This is a genomic window from Mesorhizobium sp. M1163 (assembly GCF_040318415.1).
Classification (GTDB): domain Bacteria; phylum Pseudomonadota; class Alphaproteobacteria; order Rhizobiales; family Rhizobiaceae; genus Mesorhizobium.
Window position 1 is genome coordinate 84,661 of record NZ_JAMYMF010000024.1, and the last position, 24,787, is coordinate 109,447.

At 63.8% G+C, this 24,787-nt stretch carries 26 protein-coding genes; 13 read left to right on the forward strand and 13 right to left on the reverse strand.

Annotated features, from left to right (window positions below; genetic code table 11):
- Nucleotides 1-20 precede the first annotated feature (20 nt).
- Complete coding sequence (locus tag NKH43_RS22250; RefSeq protein ID WP_023718338.1) at nucleotides 21-1,133, forward strand: ABC transporter ATP-binding protein; 1,113 nt, start codon at nucleotides 21-23, stop codon at nucleotides 1,131-1,133.
- 182 nt (nucleotides 1,134-1,315) lie between these two features.
- Here NKH43_RS22250 and NKH43_RS22255 read toward each other — a convergent pair whose 3' ends face one another.
- The 10 genes from NKH43_RS22255 to NKH43_RS22300 form a co-directional block, all read right to left on the reverse strand.
- Nucleotides 1,316-1,555: a DUF680 domain-containing protein gene (locus NKH43_RS22255; RefSeq protein ID WP_023718337.1), complete on the reverse strand. Its 240-nt coding sequence runs from the start codon at nucleotides 1,553-1,555 to the stop codon at nucleotides 1,316-1,318.
- A gap of 67 nt (nucleotides 1,556-1,622) precedes the next feature.
- Complete coding sequence (locus NKH43_RS22260) at nucleotides 1,623-1,829, reverse strand: DUF680 domain-containing protein (RefSeq protein ID WP_023718336.1); 207 nt, start codon at nucleotides 1,827-1,829, stop codon at nucleotides 1,623-1,625.
- 71 nt (nucleotides 1,830-1,900) lie between these two features.
- A complete protein-coding gene (locus tag NKH43_RS22265; RefSeq protein WP_023718335.1) occupies nucleotides 1,901-2,104 on the reverse strand; it encodes a DUF680 domain-containing protein in 204 nt (67 codons plus the stop codon).
- 442 nt (nucleotides 2,105-2,546) lie between these two features.
- Nucleotides 2,547-3,293 (reverse strand): FAD-binding oxidoreductase, encoded by a 747-nt coding sequence (locus tag NKH43_RS22270; protein ID WP_023718334.1) that lies wholly within the window; start codon nucleotides 3,291-3,293, stop codon nucleotides 2,547-2,549.
- Complete coding sequence (locus tag NKH43_RS22275) at nucleotides 3,290-3,901, reverse strand: molybdopterin-dependent oxidoreductase (protein WP_352859903.1); 612 nt, start codon at nucleotides 3,899-3,901, stop codon at nucleotides 3,290-3,292. The genes NKH43_RS22270 and NKH43_RS22275 overlap by 4 nt, the downstream gene beginning before the upstream one ends.
- A gap of 132 nt (nucleotides 3,902-4,033) precedes the next feature.
- On the reverse strand, nucleotides 4,034-5,572 hold the full coding sequence (locus NKH43_RS22280; RefSeq protein ID WP_352859904.1) for a DegQ family serine endoprotease: 1,539 nt from the start codon (nucleotides 5,570-5,572) through the stop codon (nucleotides 4,034-4,036).
- A 369-nt stretch (nucleotides 5,573-5,941) separates the two neighbouring features.
- Nucleotides 5,942-6,667: an MBL fold metallo-hydrolase gene (locus tag NKH43_RS22285; RefSeq protein WP_352859905.1), complete on the reverse strand. Its 726-nt coding sequence runs from the start codon at nucleotides 6,665-6,667 to the stop codon at nucleotides 5,942-5,944.
- A 16-nt stretch (nucleotides 6,668-6,683) separates the two neighbouring features.
- Nucleotides 6,684-7,850: a diphosphate--fructose-6-phosphate 1-phosphotransferase gene (locus NKH43_RS22290; RefSeq protein WP_352451606.1), complete on the reverse strand. Its 1,167-nt coding sequence runs from the start codon at nucleotides 7,848-7,850 to the stop codon at nucleotides 6,684-6,686.
- A gap of 79 nt (nucleotides 7,851-7,929) precedes the next feature.
- Entirely contained in the window at nucleotides 7,930-8,250 is a 321-nt protein-coding gene (locus tag NKH43_RS22295; protein WP_352859935.1) for a putative quinol monooxygenase, read from the reverse strand.
- Nucleotides 8,251-8,469: 219 nt separating this feature from the next.
- Entirely contained in the window at nucleotides 8,470-9,234 is a 765-nt protein-coding gene (locus tag NKH43_RS22300) for a L,D-transpeptidase (RefSeq protein ID WP_352859907.1), read from the reverse strand.
- A 188-nt stretch (nucleotides 9,235-9,422) separates the two neighbouring features.
- Here NKH43_RS22300 and NKH43_RS22305 point away from each other — a divergent pair, with 188 nt between their 5' ends.
- The 3 genes from NKH43_RS22305 (at nucleotide 9,423) to xylB (ending at nucleotide 13,025) form a co-directional block, all read left to right on the forward strand.
- Complete coding sequence (locus tag NKH43_RS22305) at nucleotides 9,423-10,046, forward strand: LysE family translocator (protein ID WP_352859909.1); 624 nt, start codon at nucleotides 9,423-9,425, stop codon at nucleotides 10,044-10,046.
- An 8-nt stretch (nucleotides 10,047-10,054) separates the two neighbouring features.
- Nucleotides 10,055-11,380, forward strand: a complete 1,326-nt coding sequence (locus NKH43_RS22310; RefSeq protein WP_352859911.1) for a tetratricopeptide repeat protein — start codon at nucleotides 10,055-10,057, stop codon at nucleotides 11,378-11,380.
- A gap of 190 nt (nucleotides 11,381-11,570) precedes the next feature.
- Entirely contained in the window at nucleotides 11,571-13,025 is a 1,455-nt protein-coding gene (gene xylB, locus NKH43_RS22315) for a xylulokinase (RefSeq protein ID WP_352859912.1), read from the forward strand.
- Nucleotides 13,026-13,234: 209 nt separating this feature from the next.
- On the opposite strand, the gene NKH43_RS22320 is transcribed toward xylB, so the two are convergent.
- Nucleotides 13,235-13,597, reverse strand: coding sequence for a nuclear transport factor 2 family protein (locus NKH43_RS22320; protein ID WP_292664758.1), 363 nt, complete (start codon nucleotides 13,595-13,597; stop codon nucleotides 13,235-13,237).
- A 110-nt stretch (nucleotides 13,598-13,707) separates the two neighbouring features.
- On the opposite strand from NKH43_RS22320, the gene xylA reads away from it, so the two are divergent.
- The gene (gene xylA, locus NKH43_RS22325; RefSeq protein ID WP_352859914.1) at nucleotides 13,708-15,033 is read left to right on the forward strand and encodes a xylose isomerase; all 1,326 of its coding nucleotides are present in this window, start codon (nucleotides 13,708-13,710) and stop codon (nucleotides 15,031-15,033) included.
- 127 nt (nucleotides 15,034-15,160) lie between these two features.
- Here xylA and NKH43_RS22330 read toward each other — a convergent pair whose 3' ends face one another.
- Complete coding sequence (locus NKH43_RS22330; protein ID WP_352716472.1) at nucleotides 15,161-15,793, reverse strand: TetR/AcrR family transcriptional regulator; 633 nt, start codon at nucleotides 15,791-15,793, stop codon at nucleotides 15,161-15,163.
- A gap of 93 nt (nucleotides 15,794-15,886) precedes the next feature.
- Here NKH43_RS22330 and NKH43_RS22335 point away from each other — a divergent pair, with 93 nt between their 5' ends.
- Both NKH43_RS22335 and NKH43_RS22340 read left to right on the forward strand, forming a co-directional pair.
- The gene (locus tag NKH43_RS22335) at nucleotides 15,887-16,543 is read left to right on the forward strand and encodes an O-methyltransferase (RefSeq protein ID WP_023718321.1); all 657 of its coding nucleotides are present in this window, start codon (nucleotides 15,887-15,889) and stop codon (nucleotides 16,541-16,543) included.
- A gap of 166 nt (nucleotides 16,544-16,709) precedes the next feature.
- Nucleotides 16,710-16,919 carry a hypothetical protein gene (locus tag NKH43_RS22340; RefSeq protein ID WP_352859916.1) on the forward strand — a complete coding sequence of 70 codons (210 nt, stop codon included), beginning with the start codon at nucleotides 16,710-16,712 and terminating at the stop codon, nucleotides 16,917-16,919.
- A gap of 61 nt (nucleotides 16,920-16,980) precedes the next feature.
- Here the strand turns inward: NKH43_RS22340 and NKH43_RS22345 are convergent, their stop codons facing one another.
- A complete protein-coding gene (locus NKH43_RS22345; RefSeq protein ID WP_023718319.1) occupies nucleotides 16,981-17,961 on the reverse strand; it encodes a GlxA family transcriptional regulator in 981 nt (326 codons plus the stop codon).
- Nucleotides 17,962-18,037: 76 nt separating this feature from the next.
- On the opposite strand from NKH43_RS22345, the gene bcoG reads away from it, so the two are divergent.
- From bcoG to NKH43_RS22375, 6 genes are all read left to right on the forward strand, one after another.
- A complete protein-coding gene (bcoG, locus tag NKH43_RS22350) occupies nucleotides 18,038-18,949 on the forward strand; it encodes a 3-dehydrocarnitine:acetyl-CoA trimethylamine transferase BcoG (RefSeq protein ID WP_352859917.1) in 912 nt (303 codons plus the stop codon).
- Between the two features lie 37 nt (nucleotides 18,950-18,986).
- A complete protein-coding gene (locus tag NKH43_RS22355; protein ID WP_352716480.1) occupies nucleotides 18,987-19,616 on the forward strand; it encodes an HD domain-containing protein in 630 nt (209 codons plus the stop codon).
- Entirely contained in the window at nucleotides 19,613-20,686 is a 1,074-nt protein-coding gene (locus NKH43_RS22360; RefSeq protein WP_352859919.1) for a carnitine 3-dehydrogenase, read from the forward strand. The genes NKH43_RS22355 and NKH43_RS22360 overlap by 4 nt, the downstream gene beginning before the upstream one ends.
- A gap of 4 nt (nucleotides 20,687-20,690) precedes the next feature.
- Entirely contained in the window at nucleotides 20,691-21,854 is a 1,164-nt protein-coding gene (locus tag NKH43_RS22365) for an acyl-CoA dehydrogenase family protein (RefSeq protein WP_352859921.1), read from the forward strand.
- Nucleotides 21,855-21,918: 64 nt separating this feature from the next.
- Nucleotides 21,919-23,997: an acetate--CoA ligase family protein gene (locus NKH43_RS22370; RefSeq protein WP_352859923.1), complete on the forward strand. Its 2,079-nt coding sequence runs from the start codon at nucleotides 21,919-21,921 to the stop codon at nucleotides 23,995-23,997.
- A complete protein-coding gene (locus NKH43_RS22375; RefSeq protein WP_352484699.1) occupies nucleotides 23,990-24,772 on the forward strand; it encodes a carnitinyl-CoA dehydratase in 783 nt (260 codons plus the stop codon). The genes NKH43_RS22370 and NKH43_RS22375 overlap by 8 nt, the downstream gene beginning before the upstream one ends.
- The last annotated feature ends 15 nt before the right edge of the window (nucleotides 24,773-24,787 follow it).

A 24,787-nucleotide genomic window follows, 5' to 3' on the forward strand; every position in this document is an offset into this window, starting at 1 on the left:
AGGAAGAACTGGAGGGTACCATGGCCGATGTCACGCTAAGGCAAGTGAAGAAATCATACGGCAATCTCAACATTCTGCACGGCGTCGACCTCGACATAAAGTCGGGCGAATTCATCGTCTTCGTCGGTCCGTCTGGTTGCGGCAAGTCGACCTTGCTGCGCTGCATCGCCGGGCTGGAGGAGATCACCTCGGGCGAGCTCAAGATAGACGGCGAAATTGTCAACGACGTGCCGCCGTCGAAGCGCGGCATCGCCATGGTGTTCCAGTCCTATGCGCTCTATCCGCACATGACCGTCTACGACAACATGGCGTTCTCGATGAAGATCGGCAAGGAAAGCAAGGCCGAGATCGACAAGCGGGTGCGCCAGGCGGCCGAGATCCTGCAGCTGACCAAATATCTCGACCGTCTGCCCAAGGCGATGTCGGGCGGCCAGCGCCAGCGCGTCGCTATCGGCCGCGCCATCGTGCGCAATCCCAAGGTCTTCCTGTTCGACGAGCCGCTGTCCAACCTCGACGCGGCGCTGCGCGTCGCTACCCGCATCGAGATCGCCAAGCTCAAGGAATCGATGCCGGCCACAACGATGATCTACGTCACCCACGACCAGGTCGAGGCGATGACGCTGGCCGACCGCATCGTGGTTCTGAAGGAAGGCCATATCGAACAGGTCGGCACGCCGATGGAGCTCTACAAGCGGCCCGGCAATCTGTTCGTCGCCCAGTTCATCGGCTCGCCGGCGATGAACATCCTGCCGGCAACGATCGACAAGACCGGCAACCCGACGCTCGTCAGCCATGTCGGCGGCCGCAAGGCAACGGTGCCGATCGCAACGCCTGCCTCGGCGAAAGGCGCTGCGGTGAGCTTCGGGGTGCGGCCGGAGGATCTGATGATTGCCACCGGCGCCGACTATTTGTTCGAAGGGACGGTCGATTATGTCGAGCAGCTCGGCGAGGTCCAACTCGTCTATGTCGACATCGGCCGCGCCGACCTGCCGCTAGTGACCAAGCTGCCGGGCAATGTCGAGGTCAAGCGCGGAGCGACGCTGCGGCTGACGGCGGACGCAGGCGACCTGCATATTTTCGACGCCGACGGGCGCTCTTTCGCGCTCCATGAAGCAGAAGCAAAGGCGGCTTGAAGCAGGCGTTTTTCCGCCATGCAAAGACAAGAGCGGCGGGCATGGCCCGCCGCTCTTGTTTGGAATTCCAGTTCGGCTGTTAGAGCGGTTCATCGTTTTCACGGAAACGCCGAACCGCTCTATCTCTTTGTTTTGACGCAATTCCGGACGGAAAACCGTTTCACACTTTTCCTGGAATTGCTCTAGTTGTTACCGAAGAGGTTGCGGTCGGCGCCCTGAGGCGCGGACTTGGGCACATCGCCAGACGAATTCAGCAGTTTGTAGATCGGCGAATTGCTGTCACGTACCGAAAACGTCTGCGTCTTGTCGACGTTGACGGTCGACTGCTTGTTGATGTCGGTCCCGCCAACATTGTCGTTGCGGGCATAGGCGCTGCCGGCGGCAATCAAGAGAGCGGCGGCAGTAAGAACAATCTTTTTCATTTGGGTACTCCTGGATTTTCGAATCAAGCGGCGGGCTCACCCGCCGCTTTGATGCTGGGATCGGCTATTAGTTGTTGCCGAAGAGGTTGCGGTCGGCGCCCTGGACGACCGGCTGCTTTTCAGCATGGTCCGACGTCTTGACGGAAGCCGTGTACGAGCTATCGACGGAAGGCGCAGGCTGGTTGGCACCGTTGGAACCATAATTGTCGCTAGCGGCGAAAGCGCTGCCGGTGATGGCCAGAACGGCGGCGGCAGCAAGAACGATCTTTTTCATTTTAATACTCCTGAATTTCTCGGGTCCCGGGCGGCGGATAATGCCCGCCGCCCTGATGCTGGGATCGGCTGTTAGTTGTTGCCGAAGAGGTTACGGTCGGCGCCCTGGACAGGCTGCTCGTCAGCATGAGCCGGCTTCTGAATGGAAGCCGTGTACGAGCTGTCGACCGAAGCGGCAGGCTGGTTCGCACCCTTGGAACCAAAGTTGTCGCTGCCAGCGAAGGCGCTGCCGGTGATGGCCAAAACGGCGACGGCGGCAAGAGCGATCTTTTTCATTTTAGTACTCCAGTATCTCAGTTTTTCCGTCCGGCGAGCGGCGTGTCTTGGGAGGAATTCGCGTCGTTCGGACAGCCCCGATGTGGGAAAGGCAATGGCCAGTTTCCAATCACGAAGTTGTTTGGTGTGGACCAAGAATCTACACCTTGAAATTGTGCCAGAGATTCCCTCCGCCACAATTTTATTGCTAAATATCAAGTAGATAGCCCATAGCATCGGTCTGGCTGCAAGGTGGCTTGGAGAGGCAGCGTTCACAGCGTCCTGCACGCATTGTCAACAGAAACGAACCGTTCGGTTCGATTTTTTAAACCGATAAAAGTAGCAGCAGCGGTTGTTTGTCGAATCGTTAACCATTTCAGCCAAACGCGACCTTGCCGTTCTACCTGTTTTCGGCCCGTTTATGCCGGGCAGCGAAGACTGCAACGGAGCAAGCAGAACCGGATCAGACCCCGTAGCGTTCGGTGCGGATGAGTGCCGCCGGGACGCCGGCATCGATCAGTGCCTCGGCGGCGGCCGTCACGAATGCGTTCGAGCCGCAGACGAAGGCCAGCTTCGGCGGCGCGGGCAGCCTCGTCATGGCTTGCACCATCATCGCGGCGTCGATCCGCCGCGCATAATCCGCCGGACGGCGGGCCGGCTCGCGCGTCAGCGTCAGCACCAGGTCGAAGCCATCCCGGCGCTCGGCGAGGTCGATCAACTCGTCGCGAAAGATCACCTCGTCCCAGACCCGCGCGGAAAATACCAAGGCGGCGGCGACCAGCGACCCCCGCATCGCCCGGTGACGGACCATCGACATCAGCGGCACCACGCCCGACCCGCCGCCGACGAGCAGGAGCGGTCCGCCATCGCTGTCGGACCAGACGAAATGGCCGCCGAGCGGCCCGCGCAATTCGACGTCGTCGCCCACCGCCGCAATCTCGTGAAAGAACGGCGAGACCTCGCCGTCCTCGAGTTTTTCAATCGCCAGTTCGATGGTCTCGCCGGTCTCCGGCGCCGAGGCGATGGAATAGGAGCGGCGCGCCTGATAACCGTCAGGCGCCGTCAGCCTGACGTCGACATGCTGTCCGGCACGGTAAGCGAAGGGCCGCGATGGCTGCAGGAAAAAGCTGGTGACGCGCGGCGTGCGCTTTTGGATGCGGGTGATGGTGACTGTCTGCCAGGGCGACTGCGCCGCCGGTGCGTCGCTCATGGATCGTTCGTGTAGCGCTGCTCGCGCCACGGGTCGCCATAGATATGATAGCCTCGCAACTCCCAGAAACCCGGCTCGTCACGCTCGGTGAACTGCAGCCCGTTCAGCCATTTGGCCGATTTCCAGAAATAGAGATGTGGAACGAGCAGCCGCGCCGGCCCGCCATGATCGGGGGTGATCGGCTTGCCCTCGTAAAGCAGTGCCACCATCGCCTTGCCGCCGGTGATATCCTTCGTCGGCACGTTGGTGGAATAGCCGTCGAAACCCAGCGCCAGCGTGAAGGCGGTGGGCGGCTCGATGCCGGCGTCGGCAAGGATGTCGTCGACCAGCACGCCCTGCCACGCCGTGTCGAACTTGGTCCATGCGGTCACGCAATGGATGTCGCGCGTCATCTTGGTCAAGGACAGCGCATTGAACTCGGCCCAGTTCCACTTCTTGATCGGCCGCGGCCCGTGCTTAAGCGTGAACGACCAATCCTCGGTGCGCACATGCGGCGTCGGGCCGGCCGACAGGACCGGGAACCCTTGCTCGAGATACTGCCCCGGCGGGATACGTGCATTCGTATCCGTCGGGGGCTTTCGTCCGGAAGAGAAGCCTCGGGTAACCATCGAGAATATCCGTTTGCGCAAGGTCCAATCGACCCTTGTCAGTTTTCTCGAAGACGCGCCCGCGGGCAACCGAAATCTTGGCGCGGCCTGGCGGCAGTGCTCTACGTCGATCTTGGCAGCGCGGCGCGTGCCTCAGCCACTGGCAAAGGGCACGGCGACAAACATCTGGGCGTCGCCGCGCTCGACAAGCAGCAGCACCGATTTCTTGCCGGATTTGGCAGCCTGAGAAATCGCCTGGTTAGCCTGCCTGGCGCTCCTCACCGGATGCTGGTCGACGGCGACGATGATGTCGCCGGGCTGAATGCCGGAAGCCGATGCCGCCTTGTTCGGGTCGACGCGCTCGACCAGTGCGCCGTGCTGGTTGCCTGCCAGGTTCATTGCCTGGCGCACATCCGGGGTGACGTCCATCAGGCCGAGACCGAGGGTCGGTGCGCGAAGGCCCTGCTCCGTCGACGGCTGACCCTGATCGCCGGCCACCGATCCCGTCGCCATATCGTCTTCGTTGCGCCCGATCTCGACGGAGATCTGCAGGCCCTTCCCCTTGCGCCAGACATTGAGCGCTTCCCTCGTGCCGGGCGCAATATCGGCGACGGTGCGTGACAGATCCCTTGGATCCTTTATGTCCTGGCCGGCGAAGCTGGTAATGACATCGCCGGTCTCGATGCCGGCCTTGGCGGCCGGCGATCCGTCGCTGACCTGCGCGACCAGCACGCCGGCGGGGTGATCGAGGCCGATGGCGCTCGCCATGTCAGGCGTCACCGGCTGGATCTGGACGCCGAGATAGCCGTACTGGATGGAGCCGCCTTTCATCAGCTTGGCGACGACCTTTTGCGCCTGGTCCGAGGGGATGGCGAAGCCGACGCCGACGCTGCCGCCATTTGGCGAAAAGATCGCCGTGTTGATGCCGACGACATTGCCGTTCACATCCGTCAGCGGGCCGCCGGAATTGCCCCGGTTGATCGGTGCGTCGATCTGGATGAAGTCGTCAAACGGCCCACTGTGCAGGTCGCGGCCGCGCGCCGAGACGATGCCGGCCGTGACGGTGGTGCCAAGGCCGAAAGGATTGCCGAAGGCGAGCACCTGATCGCCCGGCATGAGCTTGTCGGAATCGCCCCATTTGACGGTCGGCAAGGGCTTGCCGGCTTTGACCTCGAGCACGGCAAGATCGTTCTTGGCGTCATGGCCGATCAATTTGGCGGGAAGCTCGGTGCCGTCGTCGAGCGTCACCTTGATCGACTGGGCGCCGTCGACGACGTGATTGTTGGTGACGATGGTGCCGTCGGCGCCGACGATGAAGCCTGAACCGAGGGCCTCGGTGCGCGGCGCCTGCTCCGGCGGTGTTTTGGGGGCGGGCTGTCCCTGGTCATCGAAGAAATGGCGGAAATAATCGTCGAAAGGCGAGGTTCCGCCGAAGGGAGAGGCGTCGCTCATGGTGTCCGGCTGTTGTACTTTCATGACCGTCGTGATGGTCACCACTGCCGGTTTGTCGGCCGCCACGACCGGAGCGAACGAACCGCTGGGAGCGGTCATGCCGGTGACAGGTGGCGTCACTGTTGCCGCCAGGGCATCATTCAGCCTGGGAGCGAGAGGCAGGGCGAAGGGGCTGACGATCAGCGCGGCGCCCAGCAAAGCGGCGACGCGATGTCTGCGAAGGGTCTGGATTGGTGACATGGCCGTTGTCCGGGCGAGAGATTGATCGGGCGCCGCAGTGTTCCGTCACCGGAACGCTCCATCGGCGTGTCGGCCTTGCCTGTCTCGCCTGGCACGGCGGCCGACCGAATCGACAGCCCCGCATCTAGGGCGCCGATCGTGGTTTCCAGATAATATTACGAAGATTTAATTTCCGGCTGGCAACCGCCTTGCGCGTTGGCGCCGAAAGCCGAAAATAAAAAACCCGCCTCGAGGGGCGGGTCGTTGGGGCAAATCAGCACCATACCCAAATTAGTAGCATAGCTGCCGGCACAAAGCAAGAACAAAATAGCTACCCAAGACAAATCGCCTCAGGTTTGTGCCGCCCCTCACCGCCCCTGCCGAGGCTTCCTATGCCGCTGTCCCGTCCGTTCGCCTGAGATACGCCGAGGCGATCTCGCGCATCCGCCTGCCGTCGAAGCTCGGTCCATGACCGCCATGGCCGATGCGGATCGGCAGCTCAAGCAGCCGCTGCATCGTGCGGCGATAGGCGGCACGATCCGAATCCGGCAGGTCGTCGATCAGCGTGGCGTCGTAGATGGCGTCGCCGGCGAAGAACAGGCCGTCGGCCTCGTCGAACAGCGCGATCGAATCAGGAGAGTGGCCGGGCAGATGCAGGACGCGGAATTGGCGGTCGCCGAGGTCGACCCTATCGCCCTCGTCCAGGGTCCTAGTCAGCGGCGCCGGCGGAATCCTGTAATCGGCGGCTTTCCAGCCCTCCGCCGGCAGCCTGGAGACAGCCCCTTCCAGATCATGGAACATGTAGGCGTAGGTAATCGCTTCATCCATGCTGCCGAACTGCGCGGCGCTGTGGCGCGGCCCTGCCCGCAACGGAAACTCGTGCAGCGAGCCGACATGATCGAGATGGATATGCGTGGCGACGACGAGCAGCGGCTTGCCGGCCGGCGTGTCGATCTGCGGCGCCAGTGGGCAGATCCCCATGCCGGTGTCGACCAGCAGGTCGACGTCGCGGCCGCGCAAATGCCAGATGTTGGCGCGCACGAATTCATGCACGAAGGGCTCGGTCAGCATGGTCGTCTCTGCGTCGACGATGGTTTTGCTGAACCAGTTGTCCATCAGATCAAGGCCGGCATCAGACGAACGGCTTGCCGACCTTGTATTTTTGCGGGACCAGCCGCTTCAGATAGGCCATCCCCGCATCGGACAGCCGGTTGACATCGGGCAGCATGAAATCATCCGGCATATGGCGCGTCTTGCCGGCGACGTTCTTCAGCGGCACCTTCTTCAGCACGGTTTTCTTGCCGTCATATTGCAGCGCCACCGAACCGCCGCCCTCGTCGGCGACCGTGACCGCGAAGGCGCCGGCGTCGAAGGCCTCCTGCGCGTCCACCGCGCTGATGGCGCCGACATAGCCGCGCGGCATGTAGCCGAGCGCATCGACGCGCGCCCGCTTGCCCGGCAATCCCTCGGCCAGCGCGCGCTCCAAGGCTGCCGGCAGGTCGCTGCCCGACAGCTTGACGTTGCCGTGCTGGTCGCGCTCCAGCCTTTCCGGCGGCACCAGGCTTTCGACCAGCGCCTTGCCGTCGGCGGTGCTGACGCCTTCGGAGACGGCAACGATGCAGCGCTTGTGGCGGTCGAGCGTGGCGCGCACGTCGTCGATGAAGCCGGCCGCCGAGAACGGCCGCTCCGGCACGTAGACGAGATGCGGGCCGCTGTCCTGATCGAGCTGCCATGCCGCGGACGCGGCCGTCAGGAAACCGGCGTGCCGCCCCATGACGATGCCGACATAGATGCCCGGCAAAGCACGGAAATCGAGATCGACCGAAAGAAACGCCCCGGCGACGAACTCGGCCGCCGACATGAAGCCGGGCGTGTGGTCGTTCTCTTCGAGATCGTTGTCGATGGTTTTCGGCGCATGCACGAAGGCGATCTTGCCGCCGGCGGCGTCGGTCAGGATTTGCTGCGTGCCCGACGTGTCGTTGCCGCCGATGTAGATGAAGGCGTCGGCGCCGGCTTTCTTCAAGCCGTTGAGGATGAGGTCGCAATAGGCGGCATCCGGCTTGTCGCGCGTCGAACCAAGCGCGGCGCTCGGCGTCGCCGCGATCAGCCGCAAACGGTCTTCGGGGATGGCGGAAAGATCGACGTAATTGCCGTCACGAATGCCACGCACGCCGTGGATGGATCCCAGCACCTTGGCGCCGGGATGCCGCTTGCGGATTTCGAGCGCGGCGCCGACCACCGTCTGGTTGATGACGGCGGTTGGGCCGCCGCCTTGCGCGATGACAAAAGTTCCGGCCATTGTTCACGTCTCCCGGGCGATGAAAATCGCAGGCACATTCGCCTGTCTTGCGGCATCGCGCAACGGCAGAGGCAGTGGGTCAGTTTGAAATCGCGCCACTCTTCGCTTGCAGCGCGATAGGATCCGTTTCGATGAGCCGAAGTGACCTGACCATACTCGCCGTCTGCGCCTTGTATTTGAGAAAGTGCGGCGTGGTCAGGTGGGCCTCATAGGCCGCCTGATCGGCGTAGCATTCGATCACGCGCACCTTTTCAGGCGTGCCTTTTACTGCCACCGCATGAAGGAAAAGCACGCCCGGCTCGACGCGTACAGAAGCCTCAATCTCTTCAGCAAGCAGGGCCCTGTAGCTGCCGATCTGCTTAGGATCGATTTCCAGTTCAGCTATCCTGACAAGCGGCATCAATTGCTTTCTTGCTTCTTGCAAGGGACCACGCATGGTCGGCTTCTCCGCTTCGCTCGCCTCGATCAGCGCAACGATGTCGCGATCTCCCAAAACTTGTCAGTCACGCGAGCGGACATGGCTGGGCAAGGCGAAGCGTCGCATGAATTCGCACAAAATTGTAGTACATGGGTGTGCAGTGCTAACCGGCAGAGTAATCGCTCGAGCCTTGGCCGCCGGTCAGACGACGACGACCGGATTCTTCTTGGAGACGCGGCTGTAGAGATCGATGATGTCCTGGTTGATCAGGCGTACGCAGCCCGACGACATCGCCTGGCCGATGCTACGCCATTCGGGCGAGCCGTGGATGCGATAGCCGGTGTTGCTGCCGTTCTGATAGATGTAGAGGGCACGCGCGCCGAGCGGATTGTCGAGGCCGCCCGGCTGTCCGCTTTGCCATTTCACCAGTTCCGGCTTGCGGGCGATCATCTCGGGCGGTGGGGTCCAGACCGGCCATTCCTTGCCGTACTGGATGTTGGCGCGGCCCGACCAGCGGAATCCGTCCTTGCCGATGCCGACGCCGTAACGGATCGCTTCGCCGCCGGGCTGCACCAGATAGAGCAGCCGCTCTTGCGAATGCACGACGATCGTGCCGGGTTGCTCGCCGGTCGGATCGAGGACAATCTGGCGGCGGAACTCCGGCTTGACCTTGAGGTAGGGCACCTCCGGCACATTGAAGCCACCGTCGGTGAGCGAAGCGTACATCACGTCGGGGCTGGTGATGTTCTTGTCGACGCTGATGCTCGGACGCACGGGCCGGATCGAGCCGGTTGTGACGTCGTCGAGCTGGAGCGACGGCAGATCCAGCGTCTGGCTGCAGCCGGCGACGCCGAGCAGCGCCAGCGCACCGGCGCCGGACAGCACCGTGCGGCGGGAGAGCTGTATTTCGGTTTCGATTGCGTCGCCATTATGCGGCAGCGACAGACCGTGCGGCAACTCACGCATTTACCCAAACCCTACGCTATCGGCGGGAAACACGGTCCGGCCGGATAGCAGGCATTTTCACCAATCATGGTTGAAAAAGCGTGAAGGCCAGCCATCTGCCGTTAACGAGGGGCTTTTTCGGTTTTTGCCTCTTTACATCTTCGCGAGGCCAAGGATTTATCCTCTTCCTTGAGCTCAAGGAGAAGAAAATGTCCTTCGAAAACTGGGCCGCCTTTGCCGCTGCCTCGGCAGTCCTTCTGGTCATTCCAGGTCCGACCATCCTGCTGGTGGTGTCCTATGCGCTCGGCCAGGGCTGGCGCACCGCGCTGCCGATGGCAGTCGGCGTGGCGCTCGGCGACTTCACCGCGATGACACTGTCGATGCTGGGCATCGGCGCGCTGCTGGCGGCGTCGGCCACCGTGTTTACCGTGCTGAAGGTGATCGGCGCCGGCTATCTGATCTATCTCGGCATCAAGCTGTTTCGCGCCGGCGGCGCGCTCCGGGCCGAACCGCGCACCGATGCGGTGTCGTCGACGAAAATGATGGCGCATGCCTGGCTGGTTACCGCGCTCAATCCGAAAAGCATCACCTTTTTCGTCGCCTTCCTGCCGCAGTTCCTCGACCGGCATGCGGATTTCTGGGCACAGATGCTGATCTTCGAGACGACCTTCCTGGCGCTCGCCTTCGCCAATGCCTTCGGTTATGCGCTGATCGCGGCAAGGGCGCGCAACGTGGTGCGCAATCCAAAGGCGATCCGCATCTTCAACCGCACCGGCGGCACGCTGCTGGTCGGCGCCGGCGTCGCGACAGTGGCTATGCGCTCGGGCAACTGAGGCAAACCATGGCGGTGAGCGACGCATTTGGCCTGACGCTGTCTGGCGCGACGGAGGCCGGGTTCTCGTCCTACAGCCGGGCTGTGCGCGAATTGCAGTGCTTCATCGGCGATCCTGTCGGTTCCGTTGACCGGGCAATCGCCGAAGTTCCCGGCTTCGTCATGGCGCATGTGTTCAAGGGTTATCTCTTTGGCCTCGCCACAGAGCGTGAAGCGACGGCAGTGGCCAAGGCATGTCACGATGCGGCGCTGCCGCTTGCCGCGACGGCGCGCGAGCAGGCGCATGTCGCCGCCCTTGGCCACCTTGCGGATGGACGCTGGCACGAAGCCGCCCGCGTGCTGGAGGATATCGCCATCGAGTTCCCGCTCGATGCGCTGGCGCTGCAGACCGGCCACCAGATCGACTTCTTCACCGGCAATGCGCGCATGCTGCGCGACCGCATCGGCCGCGCGCTGCCGTCCTGGCAGAGCGGCATGCCGGGCTACCACGCCATACTCGGCATGCAGGCCTTTGGGCTGGAGGAAATGGGCGACTACGCGCGCGCCGAAAAACTTGGCCGCACGGCGGTCGATATCGAGCCGCGCGACGGCTGGGCCCAGCATGCCGTCGCCCACGTCATGGAGATGCAGAGCCGGCAGAAGGACGGCATTCTGTGGATGCGCGCCAACCCCGAAGCGTGGACGCGGGAAAGCTTCCTGCAGGTGCACAATTGGTGGCACCTGGCGCTGTTCCACTACGACCTCGGCGAGACCGACGACGTGCTGGCGCTCTACGACGGGCCGATCTATGCCGAGCGCTCGACGCTGGCGCTCAACATGGTCGATGCCTCGGCGATCCTGTGGCGGCTGCATCTCGGCGGCGTCGATGTCGGCGACCGCTGGACGGCGCTGGCCGCCAACTGGTTGCCCAAGGCCAGCGCCGGCAACTATGCCTTCAACGACGCCCACGCGATGATGGCGTTTGTCGGCGCCGGCCTCGAAGCGCCGGCCCGCGGCTTGCTCGAGGCGCAGCGCGAGGCGATGCAGGGCAAAGACGACAACGCTGGTTTCACCAGGGATGTCGGCCATCCCCTGACGCTCGCCATCAAGGCATTCGGCGACGGTAATTATGCCGCGACGATCCGCCTGATCCGGCCGATCCGGGCGATCGCCCATCGCTTCGGCGGCAGCCACGCCCAACGCGACGTCATCGACCTGACGCTGATCGAAGCGGCATTGCGTTCCGGTGATGGCGCGCTGGCGCGGGCGCTTGCGGCGGAACGCGCGCTGGCACGGCCGGACAGCCCGCTGTCGGCACTGTTTTCACGGCGCGCAACCGCTCTCGCGGCGAATTGACCAAGGCCACATCTTGCCTTAAAAACTGCCCCGGCAAGATTTTTTCGAGTGTCGAAAAAATCTTCACGTGTTGACCGGAGCGCTTGTCCGGCGGCACGATTGCCGGGATATCTTCGCCGCCCGTGTCGCAGGACTGGGCAGGGAAGCAAGAAGACCGTCGCCGCCAGGCCTGACGGACATGGGAGGAAACATGTATCTCGGCCTCGATCTCGGCACGTCGGGCGTCAAGGCGCTGCTGATCGATGCAGGGCAGAGCATCGTCGGTTCCGGCCATGCGTCGCTCGACGTGTCGCGCCCGCATCCCGGCTGGTCCGAGCAGAACCCGGCCGAGTGGATCGGCGCTTGCGAAGCGGCGATCGCCGAGCTGCGATCCGCGCATGCGAAAGAACTCGCGGCGGTCAAAGGCATCGGCCTTTCCGGCCATATGCATGGCGCCACCCTGCTCGATGCCGCCGACCAGGTGCTGCGCCCCTGCATCCTGTGGAACGACACACGCAGCCACGCCGAGGCGGCCGCACTCGATGCCGACCCGCGCTTTCGCCAGCTGACCGGCAACATCGTCTTTCCCGGTTTCACCGCGCCGAAGCTCGCCTGGGTGAAAAACAACGAACCGGCTGTTTTCGCCAAGGTGGCAAAGGTCCTGCTACCGAAGGACTTTTTGCGGCTCTGGCTTGCCGGCGAGCACATTTCGGAAATGTCGGATTCGGCTGGCACGTCGTGGCTCGATGTCGGCAAACGAGCCTGGTCCGCCGAACTGCTCGCCGCCACGTCGCTCGACGAAAGGCAGATGCCGTCATTGGTCGAAGGCACGGCAAAGGCCGGTACCTTGCGCAGCGAACTGGCTACGAAATGGGGTATGCAGGCGGGCATCCCGATCGCCGGCGGCGCCGGCGACAACGCAGCCTCGGCCTGCGGCATGGGCACGGTCGGCGCCGGCCAGGCTTTCGTCTCACTCGGCACGTCCGGCGTGCTTTTTGCCGCCAACGCGGCCTATCTGCCCAACCCGGAAAGCGCCGTGCATACATTCTGCCATGCCCTGCCCGGCACCTGGCATCAGATGGGCGTCATCCTGTCGGCAACCGATTCGCTCAACTGGCTGTCGGGGATCGCTGGAAAAAGCGCCGGCGAGTTGACCGCCGAACTCGGCGATGCGCTGCAGGCGCCGACCGGCGTCTCCTTCCTGCCCTATCTCTCGGGCGAGCGGACGCCGCACAATGATTCCGCCATTCGCGGCGCGTTTACCGGGCTTGCCCACGAATCCGGCCGCGCGGCACTGACCCAGGCCGTGCTCGAAGGCGTCGCTTTCGCTTTCCGCGACAGCCTCGAAGCCCTGGCCAAAGCCGGCACGACGCTGACCCGGGTGACGGCGATCGGCGGCGGCTCGCGTTCGCGCTACTGGCTGAAGGCCATCGCCACAGCGCTTGGCCTGCCAGTCGATATCCCAGCCGACGGCGATTTCGGCGCCGCCTTCGGAGCGGCCCGGCTTGGCCTGATCGTGGCGACAGGCGCCGATCCACGCGCCGTGTGCACGGCGCCGGCGACGGACGCCACGGTCGAGCCGGTCGCCGCCCTCGGCGGTGCCTATGCAGATGCCTATCAGCGCTACCGCCAGCTTTACCCGGCGATCAGGCCTGTAACCGCGTGAGCCGGCACTTACCCCCCTCTGGCCTGCCCTCTTTGCCACCACTTGGCATCTCCCCCTCAAGGGGGGAGATCGGCAGCGTCGACGGCTATGCCAGTCTTGCGAGATCGGTGATTGGCGAAGGCGGAAAAGCCAGCCAATCTCCCCCCTTGAGGGGGAGATGCCCGGCAGGGCAGAGGGGGGTGCTTGGCTCCCACTTTGCCGAGATTTCCTCACTGTGCCGGCACCTTGTCGAGAAAGCCGGTGACGCTTTTCAGCCGGCCATTTTCGATGACGCCGATATCGGTGCCTTCGATGACGGATTCGGTGCCGTCCGGCCCGAGGTTCCAGGAGAAGCGGATGGTATCGGCGAAGCCGTCCGGCTTGCCTTTCAGCGAGAACCTGAAGCCGGCAAAGCGCTGCTGCACGCCGTCGATCAGCGCCGCGATGCCGTCATGGCCGTCGCCCTGCATGATCGGATCGCGATAGCCGACGTCCTCGGTGAAGGTTGCCTCGAGCAAGGCTTTCCTGCGCGCGGCGTCGCTCTCGTTCCAGGCGGCGATGTAGTTTTCGGCAATGGTGTTGAGGTCGGTCATGGTCTGTCTCCTTCGTTGGGTGGCTTTGACATGAGCCTTTTCGACCAGCGTCAGCGCGAAACCAATTACGCCTGAGGTAATCAGGCCGAACCATGCGAGAGGAAAAGAACATGAGCAGCGGTTTTTTCGGCGACATCCAACAGATCAAATATGAGGGACCGGATTCGACCAATCCGCTGGCCTACCGGTTCTACAATCCCGACGAAATTGTCGCCGGCAAGCGGCTGGAAGACCATCTACGCTTTGCCGTCGCCTATTGGCATTCCTTTGCCTGGCCGGGCGGCGATCCGTTCGGCGGCCAGACGTTTGACCGGCCTTGGTTCCCCAAGGCCGGCGGTACCGACACGATGGAACTGGCCAAGCTCAAGGCCGACGTCGCCTTCGAGATGTTTTCGCTGCTGGGCGCGCCTTATTTCTGCTTCCACGATGCCGACGTGCGGCCGGAGGGCCGGGACTTTTCCGAAAGTGCGGCGCGGCTCGACGAGATCGCCGATTACTTCTCGGGAAAGATGAAGCAGACTGGCGTCAAGCTGTTGTGGGGCACTGCCAACCTGTTCTCCAACCGCCGCTTCATGTCGGGCGCCGCCACCAATCCCGATCCGGATGTCTTTGCCTATTCGGCCGCGACGGTGAAACACTGCATCGACATCACCAAGCGGCTGAACGGCGAGAACTACGTGCTGTGGGGCGGCCGCGAGGGCTATGAGACGCTGCTCAACACCGACCTTGCCCGCGAGCAGGAACAGGCCGGCCGCTTTCTCAATCTGGTCGTCGACTACAAGCACAGGATCGGCTTCGAAGGCACCATCCTGATCGAGCCGAAGCCTCAGGAGCCAACCAAGCACCAGTATGATTACGACGTCGCCACCGTCTATGGCTTCCTCAAGCGTTTCGGACTGGAGAACGAGGTCAAGCTCAACATCGAGCAAGGCCACGCCATCCTGGCCGGCCATTCGTTCGAGCATGAACTGGCGCTGGCCAATGCGCTCGGCATTTTCGGCTCGATCGACATGAACCGCAACGACTACCAATCGGGCTGGGACACCGACCAGTTCCCAAACAATGTACCGGAGATGGCGCTCGCCTATTATCACGTACTGCAGGCGGGCGGCTTCAAGACCGGCGGCACCAATTTCGACGCCAAGCTCAGGCGCCAGTCGCTCGATCCGCAGGATCTGCTGATCGGTCATATCGGCGGCATGGATTGCTGCGCTCGAGGCCTCAAGGCAGCGGCACGCATGGTCGAGGACAAGGCGCTGTCGGCGCCGCTCGCCGAGCGCTATGCCGGCTGGGATTCGGCCGAGGCCAAGGCGATGCTTGCCGGCAAGCGCACGCTGGAGGAAATTGCTGATCGCGTCGTCAAGGAGAAGATCGAGCCGCAGCCCCGATCCGGCCGCCAGGAACTGCTCGAGAATATCGTCAACCGGTACGTCTGAGGCGTACCGATTCGCGGCCGCATTGTTCAGCGGCCGCCGGCTGACGACTTTCCGCGGGGCCGAAACCGACAAGGTTTGCCCGGTGCGACACTTTCGGTCTGCTTGCTGACCGGGCCTGGCATATGTCCTAGCCGTGATCGAGGCCTCTTAGGTAGGCGCAGAACATGTCGGCCATGGCGTCGGCGTAGGCTTCGATCTCCGCCGGGGTTCGGGGCGCCTCCGAGAACTGCTTCCCCACCGTGCTCAGCGTCGTCATGACCAGGTCGCCGGCCAATTCGCGCGTCGCTTGCGCGGCGTTGGGCAACGCCTCCTGCATGAAGAGCTGGATGGTGCGGTCTCCGGACGCCCTTGCCGCCTGCGCCTCGGGCGCGTCGCGGTAAAGCGGTGCGGCGTCGTCGAGCGCCACACGCACCGCGGCCTCGTCACACTCCGAGCGGAGGAAGGCGTGGACCAGGCCGCGCAGCCTTTCAAGCGGCGGTTTCCTGATATCCTCGAGGATGTCGCGCAGCAAATCGGTCGTCTGCCGCCATTCGTCACTCTGGAGCCGGAACAGGATCGCCGCCTTGTTCGGAAAATACTGATACAGCGATCCGACGCTGACACCGGCCTTCTCGGCCACCCGCGCCGTGGTGAAGCGCTGCGCGCCTTCCCTCGCCAAAACCTGAACAGCAGCCTCCAAAATCGCAGCAACGAGCTCCGCCGAGCGGGCCTGCTTGGGCTGTTTTCGCGAGGAAATCCGCGGACTTCGGTGATCGCTCATTGAGAGGCGCGCCAATGCGATTAGTGAATGCGAATGATTAGTCGTATTTTGAATGCCGCACAAGAACGCATTCAATTTTGACTGGAGACCAATATGACCACACTGACGACAACGCCGCTGGCGCCCCTGCTGGACCGCCTGTTCGAGGAAGCCGCTGCGGCAACGAGCCCTGCCGTGGCGGAGCTCTCCGCCGAGGAGCGGAGCCGCTTCATTCGGAGCAAGACCGAATACCTCGATTTCTACGGGCGGCTAAAGGATCTCTGGCTTCCCGTTTCGCGAGAGACCGGCACGCTGCTCTACATGCTGGCACGGAGCAGCGGCGCCCGGACGATCGTCGAATTTGGAACCTCGTTCGGCATCTCGACCCTGCACCTTGCCGCAGCCTTGCGGGACAATGGCGGCGGCCGCCTGATCACCAGCGAGTTCGAGCCATCCAAGGTGGCGCGCGCCAGGAGCAACCTCACAGCAGGCGGTCTCATCGACATGGTGGAAATCCGAGAGGGAGACGCGCTGCAAACATTAAGCGTCGATCTTCCCGAAACGGTCGACCTGCTGCTGCTCGATGGCGCCAAAGCGCTCTATCCCGAGGTCTTGACCCTAGTTGAAAGTCGCCTCAGGCCGGGCGCCTTGGTCGTTGCCGACAATGCCGATCTTTGCCCCGAATACCTCTCGCGGGTGCGCTCGACCGGAAGCGGCTACATGTCCACGCCGTTCGGCGAGGATGTCGAACTGTCCATGCGGCTCGGCTGACGCACCGCCTGATCTGTCGGAAAGATCGTGCCCAAGATGGGCGGCGGCGGACAAAACTTTGCCCGGCATCGCCCATCAATCGCCTCGCTCTTGCCTTCAAACAACCGTCACGGAGTTCCTATAGTGTGGTTCGTGGCGGGAATCAGAAAGAAGGAGGCGAAACGATATGCAGCACGAACGCGAAATCGACGCCCTGCTCTCATCTGGCGAGGCCGGATCGATCATCGACCGGCTGATGGCGCTGCCGCACCCCAAGCATGGTGCGCTGAGTGCAAACGAATGGGATCGCGCGGTCGCCAGCCGCTTCGAGATCCATCTGGCGAGACAGATGCGCTCGCAGATCGACGGCAACAGCGTCCGCCAAGACGCTGCCTGATCTACCTTTGCCTATGCATGTCGTTATCCCAAAACCGCTACGCACTTTTGGGCGACATGCATTATCCCCGACGCAGCCTGACCGGCGCTTCGCCGAACGCTCTTGAAAACGCTCTGGAAAATGCCGCGGCGGACGAAAACCCCGTTCGCCCGGCAATGTCCGCCATGGCGATGCGCGTATCGACCACCAGCCGGCGCGCGGCGCCGAGGCGCAGCCTGAGATAATAGGCGCCCGGCGTTTCGCCGATCGACTTGCGAAAGATACTTTCCAGCGTCCGCGCCGTCACCCCGGCGCGCTTGGCCACGGCGGCGACAGTCAGGGGCTGGTCGACATGCGCTTCCATCAGCCGGATGGCTTGCGCCAGCCTGGGATCGTAGCCGTCAAGACGGCCGAGCGAGACCAGCGGCTGCGCGTCCGTCGCGGCGCGCGCCTGGTCGTAGATGAAGACGCTCGCGACATCGAGCGCCACGGCCATGCCGAGCCGCGTGCGGATCAGATGCAGCATCAGGTCGAAGGTCGGTGAGGCGCCGCCAGAGGTGAATACGGGACCGTCGATGACGTAGCGGTCGGGGCGCACGTCGACGCCGGGAAAGGCCGAAGAAAAATCCTCCATATCCTCCCAGTGGGTGGTGGCGCTGCGCCCCTCCAGCAAGCCCGCGCGCGCCACCAGCCAGGTGCCGGCCTCGACGCCGCCGCAGGCGCGTGCCGCGCGCGCCGCCCGGCGCAGTCCGGAAAGCAAGGCTGAAGTGGCGTAGTTCTGCGTGCCGAAGCCGGCGACGACGACCAGCATGTCGGTTGTGTCAGCCGCATCGAAGCGGCCGCTGACCGCCACCGGCAGGCCGCATGTGGTGACCGGCGCCTCGCCTGTGACCGAGACCAGCCTGAAATCGAACAGGGTCTCACCGGCAATACGGTTGGCGGCGCGCAACGGATCGACAGCCGACGCAACACACATGATCGACGAGCCGGAGAATACCAGCAGCGTCACCTTGAGCGGCAGACGTTCGGCACGAAAGATCGTCGGTTTTTCGGTTTTAGTCACATGATCTTCGTAAAACGCAAAACAGTTTCCGGCAAGTCAGGCATTCTTGCCCTACGTTCTATTGGGAGAGAGTCCGATGCCGTTAGCGATGAACCGTGAGGTCTTCATTACCTGTGCCGTGACCGGGTCCGGCAGTTCGCAGGACCGCAGCCCGCACGTGCCGCGCTCGCCCAAGCAGATCGCCGATTCGGCCATCGAGGCGGCAAAGGCAGGGGCTGCGATCGTGCACTGCCATGTGCGCGATCCCGAGACCGGCAAGCCGCGCCGCGATGTGCATCTCTACCGCGAGGTAACCGAGCGCATCCGCGCGGCAAACGTTGATGTCGTTTTGAACCTGACCGCCGGCATGGGCGGCGACATGGTATTCGGCCCACCGGAAACCCCCCTGCCGCTGAACGAAAAAGGCACGGATATGGGCGGTGCGACCAACCGCGTGGAACATGTTCGCCAGTGCTTGCCGGAGATCTGCACGCTCGACTGCGGCACCATGAATTTCGCCGAAGCCGACTATGTCATGACCAACACGCCCGGCATGCTGCGCGCCATGGGCGGCATGATGACGGCGCTCGGCGTCAAGCCGGAGATCGAGGCCTTCGACACCGGGCATCTGTGGTTTGCCAAGCAGCTGGTCGAGGAAAAGGTGCTGGATCCGGATGCTCTCGTGCAATTGTGCATGGGCGTGCCGTGGGGGGCGCCAGATGATCTCAACACCTTCATGGCGATGGTCAACAACGTGCCGTCGAGCTGGACCTGGTCGGGCTTTTCCATTGGCCGCAACCAGATGGCCTATGCCGCTGCCGCGGTGCTGGCCGGCGGCAATGTCCGTGTCGGGCTCGAGGATAATCTCTGGCTCGACAAGGGTGTGCTGGCGACCAATGCGCAGTTGGTCGAGCGGGCGGTCAGCATCGTGTCGAACATGGGCGCAAGGGTCATCGGCCCGGACGAAGTCCGAAAAAAGCTGAACCTGACGAAGCGCGCACCGCTTTGAGCAAGGGCGGGAAGAACCCGGTTGGGAGGAGCCGCCGATGAAGACCGTGAAGTTCACCGCCATGAAGGACGGCGACCGCGAGGACTATGCCTTCCTCACCGAGCACGAGATCGACTATGCGGCAAAGACCGGTGAGCGTCTGCTCGACGCCCTTGTCCAGCTCGACGAAGGGCTGTCGGGCTACAAGATCACCCGGCTCGGCCATTCGGTGCAGGCGGCGACGCGGGCCTGGCGCGACGGCGCCGACACCGACTGGATTGCCTGCGCCTTGCTGCACGACATCGGCGACATCTACGCGCCCTATAATCACGACGAATATGCAGCGTCGATCCTGAAGCCCTTTGTACGCGAGCAATGCACCTGGGTGGTGGAAAAGCACGGCGACTTCCAGCGCCTCTATTACGCACATCACCTCGGCGGCAACCCGCACGCCCGCGACCGTTTCGCCGGGCACATCTACTTCGACGATTGCGATGAGTTTTGCGAGCGCTGGGACCAGTCGAGCTTCGACCCGGATTACGAGACATTGCCGATCGATTTCTTCCGGCCCTTCGTGCTCGAAGTGTTCGCGCGCAAGGCCTATGACGCGTCCGTGATCCGTGCCGGCGAGCGTGTCGCCCTCACCGACCCCGCAACAGCCAGCACAAGAACCGGAGCCTCCGCATGAGCATCATCACCAAGGCGGCAGCCATCGGCGGCGGCGTCATCGGCGCCGGCTGGGTCGCGCGGCTGCTGCTCAACGGCATCGACGTGTCGATCTTCGATCCCGACCCCGAGGCGTCACGCAAGGTCGGCGAGGTGATGAAGGGAGCGCGACGCGCCTACAAGCAGATGCTGCCCGGCGGCCTGCCGAAAGAGGGCAAGCTCACTTTCGCCAAGACGATCGCCGAGGCGGTCGCCGATGCCGACTTCATCCAGGAAAGCGTGCCGGAGCGGCTCGACCTCAAGCACCGCGTGCTGGCCGAGATCGACCTTTATGCGCCGGCCAACGCCATTGTCGGCTCCTCCACCTCCGGCATCAAGCCGACCGACATGCAGGTGGCGATGAAGAAGCATCCGGAGCGGTTGGTGGTCGGCCATCCGTTCAACCCCGTCTATCTCTTGCCACTGGTCGAAATCGTCGGCGGCGAACAGACCTTTCCCGAGGCGATCGAAGTCGCCAAGGAGATGTATGCCTCGATCGGCATGAAGCCGGTGGTGATCCGCAAGGAGATCGAAGCCTTTGTCGGCGACCGCCTGCTCGAAGCGGCCTGGCGCGAGGCGCTGTGGCTGGTCAAGGACGGCATCTGCACGGTCGAGGAGCTTGACGACATCATGCGCTATGGCTTCGGCCTGCGCTGGGCGCAGATGGGCATGTTCCAGGTCTATCGCGTCGCCGGCGGCGAGGCCGGCATGCGCCACTTCATGGCGCAGTTCGGCCCGTGCCTGAAATGGCCATGGACCAAGCTGATGGATGTGCCGGAGTTCAACGACGAATTGGTCGAGCTGATCGCGACCCAGTCGGACGACCAGGCGCACGGTCTGTCGATCCGCGAACTCGAAAAGATCCGCGACGACAATCTGGTCGCGATCATGGAGGCACTGTCGAAGCAGAACAAAGGCAAAGGCTGGGGCGCCGGCGCCCTGCATAAGGACTATACCAGGCAGCTGGCCAAGCTTGCGGCGAAGAAGCCCACCGCCTCCAAGGCTGCCGAGAAGGCCAAGGCTGAAAAGCCGAAGAAAAAGAAGAAAGGCTGAGACCATGGATTTTGGTCTTTCGGAGGAACAGAAGCTCATCGTCGAGACGACGCGGGCCTTCGTCGAGAACGAGCTTTACCCGCATGAGCGCGAAGTGGAGCGCACCGGCGTGCTGCGCCGTGAGCTGATCGAGGAGATCAAGGCCAAGGCGATCGAAGCTGGTCTCTATGCCGCCAACATGCCGGCCGATGTCGGCGGCGCCGGGCTCGATACGGTGACCTGGCTGCTCTATGAAAAGGAGCTCGGCCGCGCCAATTACGCGCTGCACTGGACCTGCGTGGCGCGGCCTTCCAACATCCTCCTTGCCGGCACGCCGGAGCAGCGCGAGAAGTATCTATTCCCGTGCATTCGCGGCGAAAAATGGGATTGCCTGGCAATGACCGAGCCGGGCGCCGGCTCCGATTTGCGCGGCATGAAGGCAACCGCCGTGCAGGACGGCGACGACTGGGTGCTGAACGGCACCAAGCATTTCATAAGCCACGCCGACCTCGCCGATTTCGCCATCGTCTTCATGGCCTCGGGTGAAGAGGATTCTGCGCGCGGCAAGCGTAAGAAGATCACCGCCTTCTTCGTCGACAAGGGCACCAAGGGCTTTACCGTGCGCGACGGCTACCGCAACGTCTCGCATCGCGGCTACACCAATGCCATCCTCGAATTCGACGATTGCCGGTTGCCGGCAGGTCAGGTGCTCGGCGAGGTCCACAAGGGCTTCGACGTCGCCAATTCATGGCTCGGCGCGACGCGCCTGCAGGTCGGCGCCACCTGCCTCGGCCGCGCCGAACGGGCGCTTGGCCACGCCATCGAATACGCCGCGCAGCGCCAGCAATTCGGCCAGCCGATCGGCAAGTTCCAGGGCGTGTCGTTCAAGCTCGCCGACATGGCGACCGAGCTGAAGGCCGCCGACCTGATGGTGTTCGAAGCCGGCTGGAAGTACGATCAGGGCACCGTCACCGATCAGGACATGGCCATGGCCAAGCTGAAGGCCACCGAGATGCTCGCCTTCGTCGCCGACGAGGCGATCCAGATCCATGGCGGCATGGGGCTGATGGACGATCTGCCGCTGGAACGCATCTGGCGCGACGCCCGCGTCGAGCGCATCTGGGAAGGCACTTCGGAAATCCAGCGCCACATCATTTCGCGGGCGCTGCTGCGCCCGTTCGGGGGCTAGAGCATGATCCCAAAAAGTGGAATCCGGTTTTTGGAAAAGATCATGCTCAAACGAAAAGATGACGATGCACAAACTTGAGCGGCTTTTGCGCCCCCGAACGATCGCAGTCTTCGGTGGCGTGCAGGCTGCTGCCGTCGTCGCGCAGTCGATCAAGATGGGCTTTGCCGGCGAGATCTGGCCCGTGCATCCGAGCAAGGACGAGGTCGCCGGCCGCAAGGCGTATCGCTCGGTGGCCGAATTGCCCGGTGCGCCGGATGCCGCTTTCATCGGCGTCAACCGGCACTTGACCATCGAAGTGGTCAAGGCGCTGGCCGAGCGCGGCGCCGGCGGTGCGGTCTGCTTCGCCGCCGGCTTCCTCGAAACCGAGGCCTATGACGAGGACGGCGAGCGGCTGCAGGCCGAGCTGGTCGCGGCGGCGGGTCCCATGCCGATCATCGGGCCGAACTGCTATGGGCTGATCAATTACGCCGACGGCGCGCTTTTGTGGCCCGACCAGCATGGCGGCATCAGGCTGCCTGAAGGCGGTCGCGGCGTTGCCATCATCACCCAGTCGTCGAACATCGCCATCAACATGACGATGCAGAAGCGCGGCCTGCCGATCGCCTTTCTGATGACCGCCGGCAACCAGGCGCAGACCGGGCTTTCCGAAATGGCGCTCGGCCTGATCGAGGACGACCGCGTCACCGCGCTCGGCCTGCATATCGAGGCCTTCGACTCGGTAGCCGGCTTCGAAAGGCTGGCGGCACGGGCACGAGAGCTGAAGAAGCCTGTTATCGCCATGAAGGTCGGCCGCTCCGAGCAGGCGCGGCAGGCGACCGTCTCGCATACCGCGTCGCTGGCCGGCTCGGACGCAGCGTCCGGCGCGTTCCTGAAGCGGCTCGGCATCGCCCGCATCGATTCGATCCCGGCCTTCATCGAGGCGCTGAAGCTGCTGCACGTCACCGGTCCCCTGCCCGGCTACCGGCTGTCGTCGATGAGCTGTTCGGGCGGCGAGGCGTCCGTCATGGCCGACAGCGCCGAAGGCCGCTGGGTGACCTTTCCGCCTCTCACCGCCGAGCATCGCATTCAGGTCAAAACGACGCTCGGCCCGCTGGTCGCGGTGGCCAACCCGCTCGACTACCATACCTTCATCTGGAACAACGAGCCGGCGATGACCGCCACCTTCACCGCTATGGTGTCTGGCGGCTTCGACCTCAACATGCTGGTGCTCGACTTTCCGCGCCCCGACCGCTGCTCCGACACCGACTGGTGGGCGACGCTGCGCGCCTTCGAAGCGGCGCTGAAGACCAACAGCGCGCAAGGCGCGATCGTCTCCTCGCTGCCGGAGAACCTGCCCGAGGAATACACTGCAGGGCTGATGGCGCGGGGCATGGTGCCGCTGTTCGGCATTTCCGAGGCCATGGACGCCGCCCAGGCGGCAGCCTTCATCGGCTGGGCGTGGCGCGAGCCGCTGGCGCAGCCGATCGACACCTCGGCGTCTGGCGCGCCGGCCGGCGACCATGTCACCCCGGACGAGGCGGAGGCGAAAGCGCGGCTCATCGAGGCCGGGCTCCCGGTGCCGAAGGGCGAGCGCGCCGGCAACGCGGTCGAGGCTGTGATCTCCTCGATGGCGCTCGGCTTCCCGGTAGCACTGAAGGCTCTTGGCGTCATCCACAAATCCGAGCTCGACGCGGTCCGGCTCAATTTGAGGGATGCCGAATCCGTCAGCACCGCCGCCCATGATCTCGGCCCGCTCGGCACCGGCCTTTATGTCGAGCGCATGGTGCGCGATGGCGTCGCCGAGCTGCTGGTCGGCTTCACCCGCGACCCGATGTTCGGCGCGGTGATGACGCTCGGCACCGGCGGCGTGCTGGTCGAGCTGTTGCGCGACAGCGTCACGCTGATGCTGCCGGCGACCCGTGACGACATCGAGGCCGCTTTGCGCGGGCTGAAACTGTTCCCGCTGCTCGACGGCTATCGCGGCCGGCCGAAGGCCGATGTCACGGCGGCAATAGAGGCGATATCGGGCATTGCCGGCTTCGTGCAGCAAAATGCCGGCGAGATCGAGGAACTCGACATCAATCCGCTGATCGTCTGCGCCGAGGGCAAGGGCGCCTGGATCGCCGATGCGCTGCTGGTGCTGGGAGGCAAGAAGAATGGCTGAAATCATCACCACCCGCCGCGAGGGCACGATCCTCGAAGTCACGCTCGACCGGCCCAAGGCCAACGCCATCGACCTGAAGACGTCGCGGCTGATGGGCGAGACGTTCAAGGCGTTCCGCGACGATCCCGAGCTGCGCGTCGCCATCGTCAAGACCGCCGGCGACAAGTTCTTCTGCGCCGGCTGGGACCTGAAGGCCGCGGCCGGCGGCGACGCGGTCGACGGCGACTATGGCGTCGGCGGCTTCGGCGGGCTGCAGGAACTGCGCGACCTCAACAAGCCGGTGATAGCCTGCGTCAACGGCATGGCGGTCGGCGGCGGCTTCGAGCTGGCGCTGTCCTGCGACCTCATCTATGCGTCGGACCACTCCTCCTTCGCGCTGCCCGAAATCCGCGCCGGCACGCTGGCCGATGCGGCGACGATCAAGCTGCCGAAGCGCATCCCTTATCATGTCGCAATGGACCTTCTGCTCACCGGCCGCTGGATGGATGTCGCCGAGGCGCATCGCTGGGGCCTGGTCAACGAGGTGCTGCCCAAGGAAAGACTGGAGGACCACGTCTGGGAGATCGCGCGGCTGCTCGCCAGCGGCCCGCCGCTGGTCTTCGCCGCGATCAAGGAGACGGCTCGGGTCGCTGAATCGCTGACGTTCCAGGACGCGATGAACCGGGTGACGCGCCGGCAGCTGCCAACGGTTGACGCACTCTACGGCTCGGAGGACAATCTCGAGGGTTTTCGCGCCTTCGCCGAGAAGCGCGACCCGGTGTGGAAGGGGAAGTGACGCTGCGGAGATGAT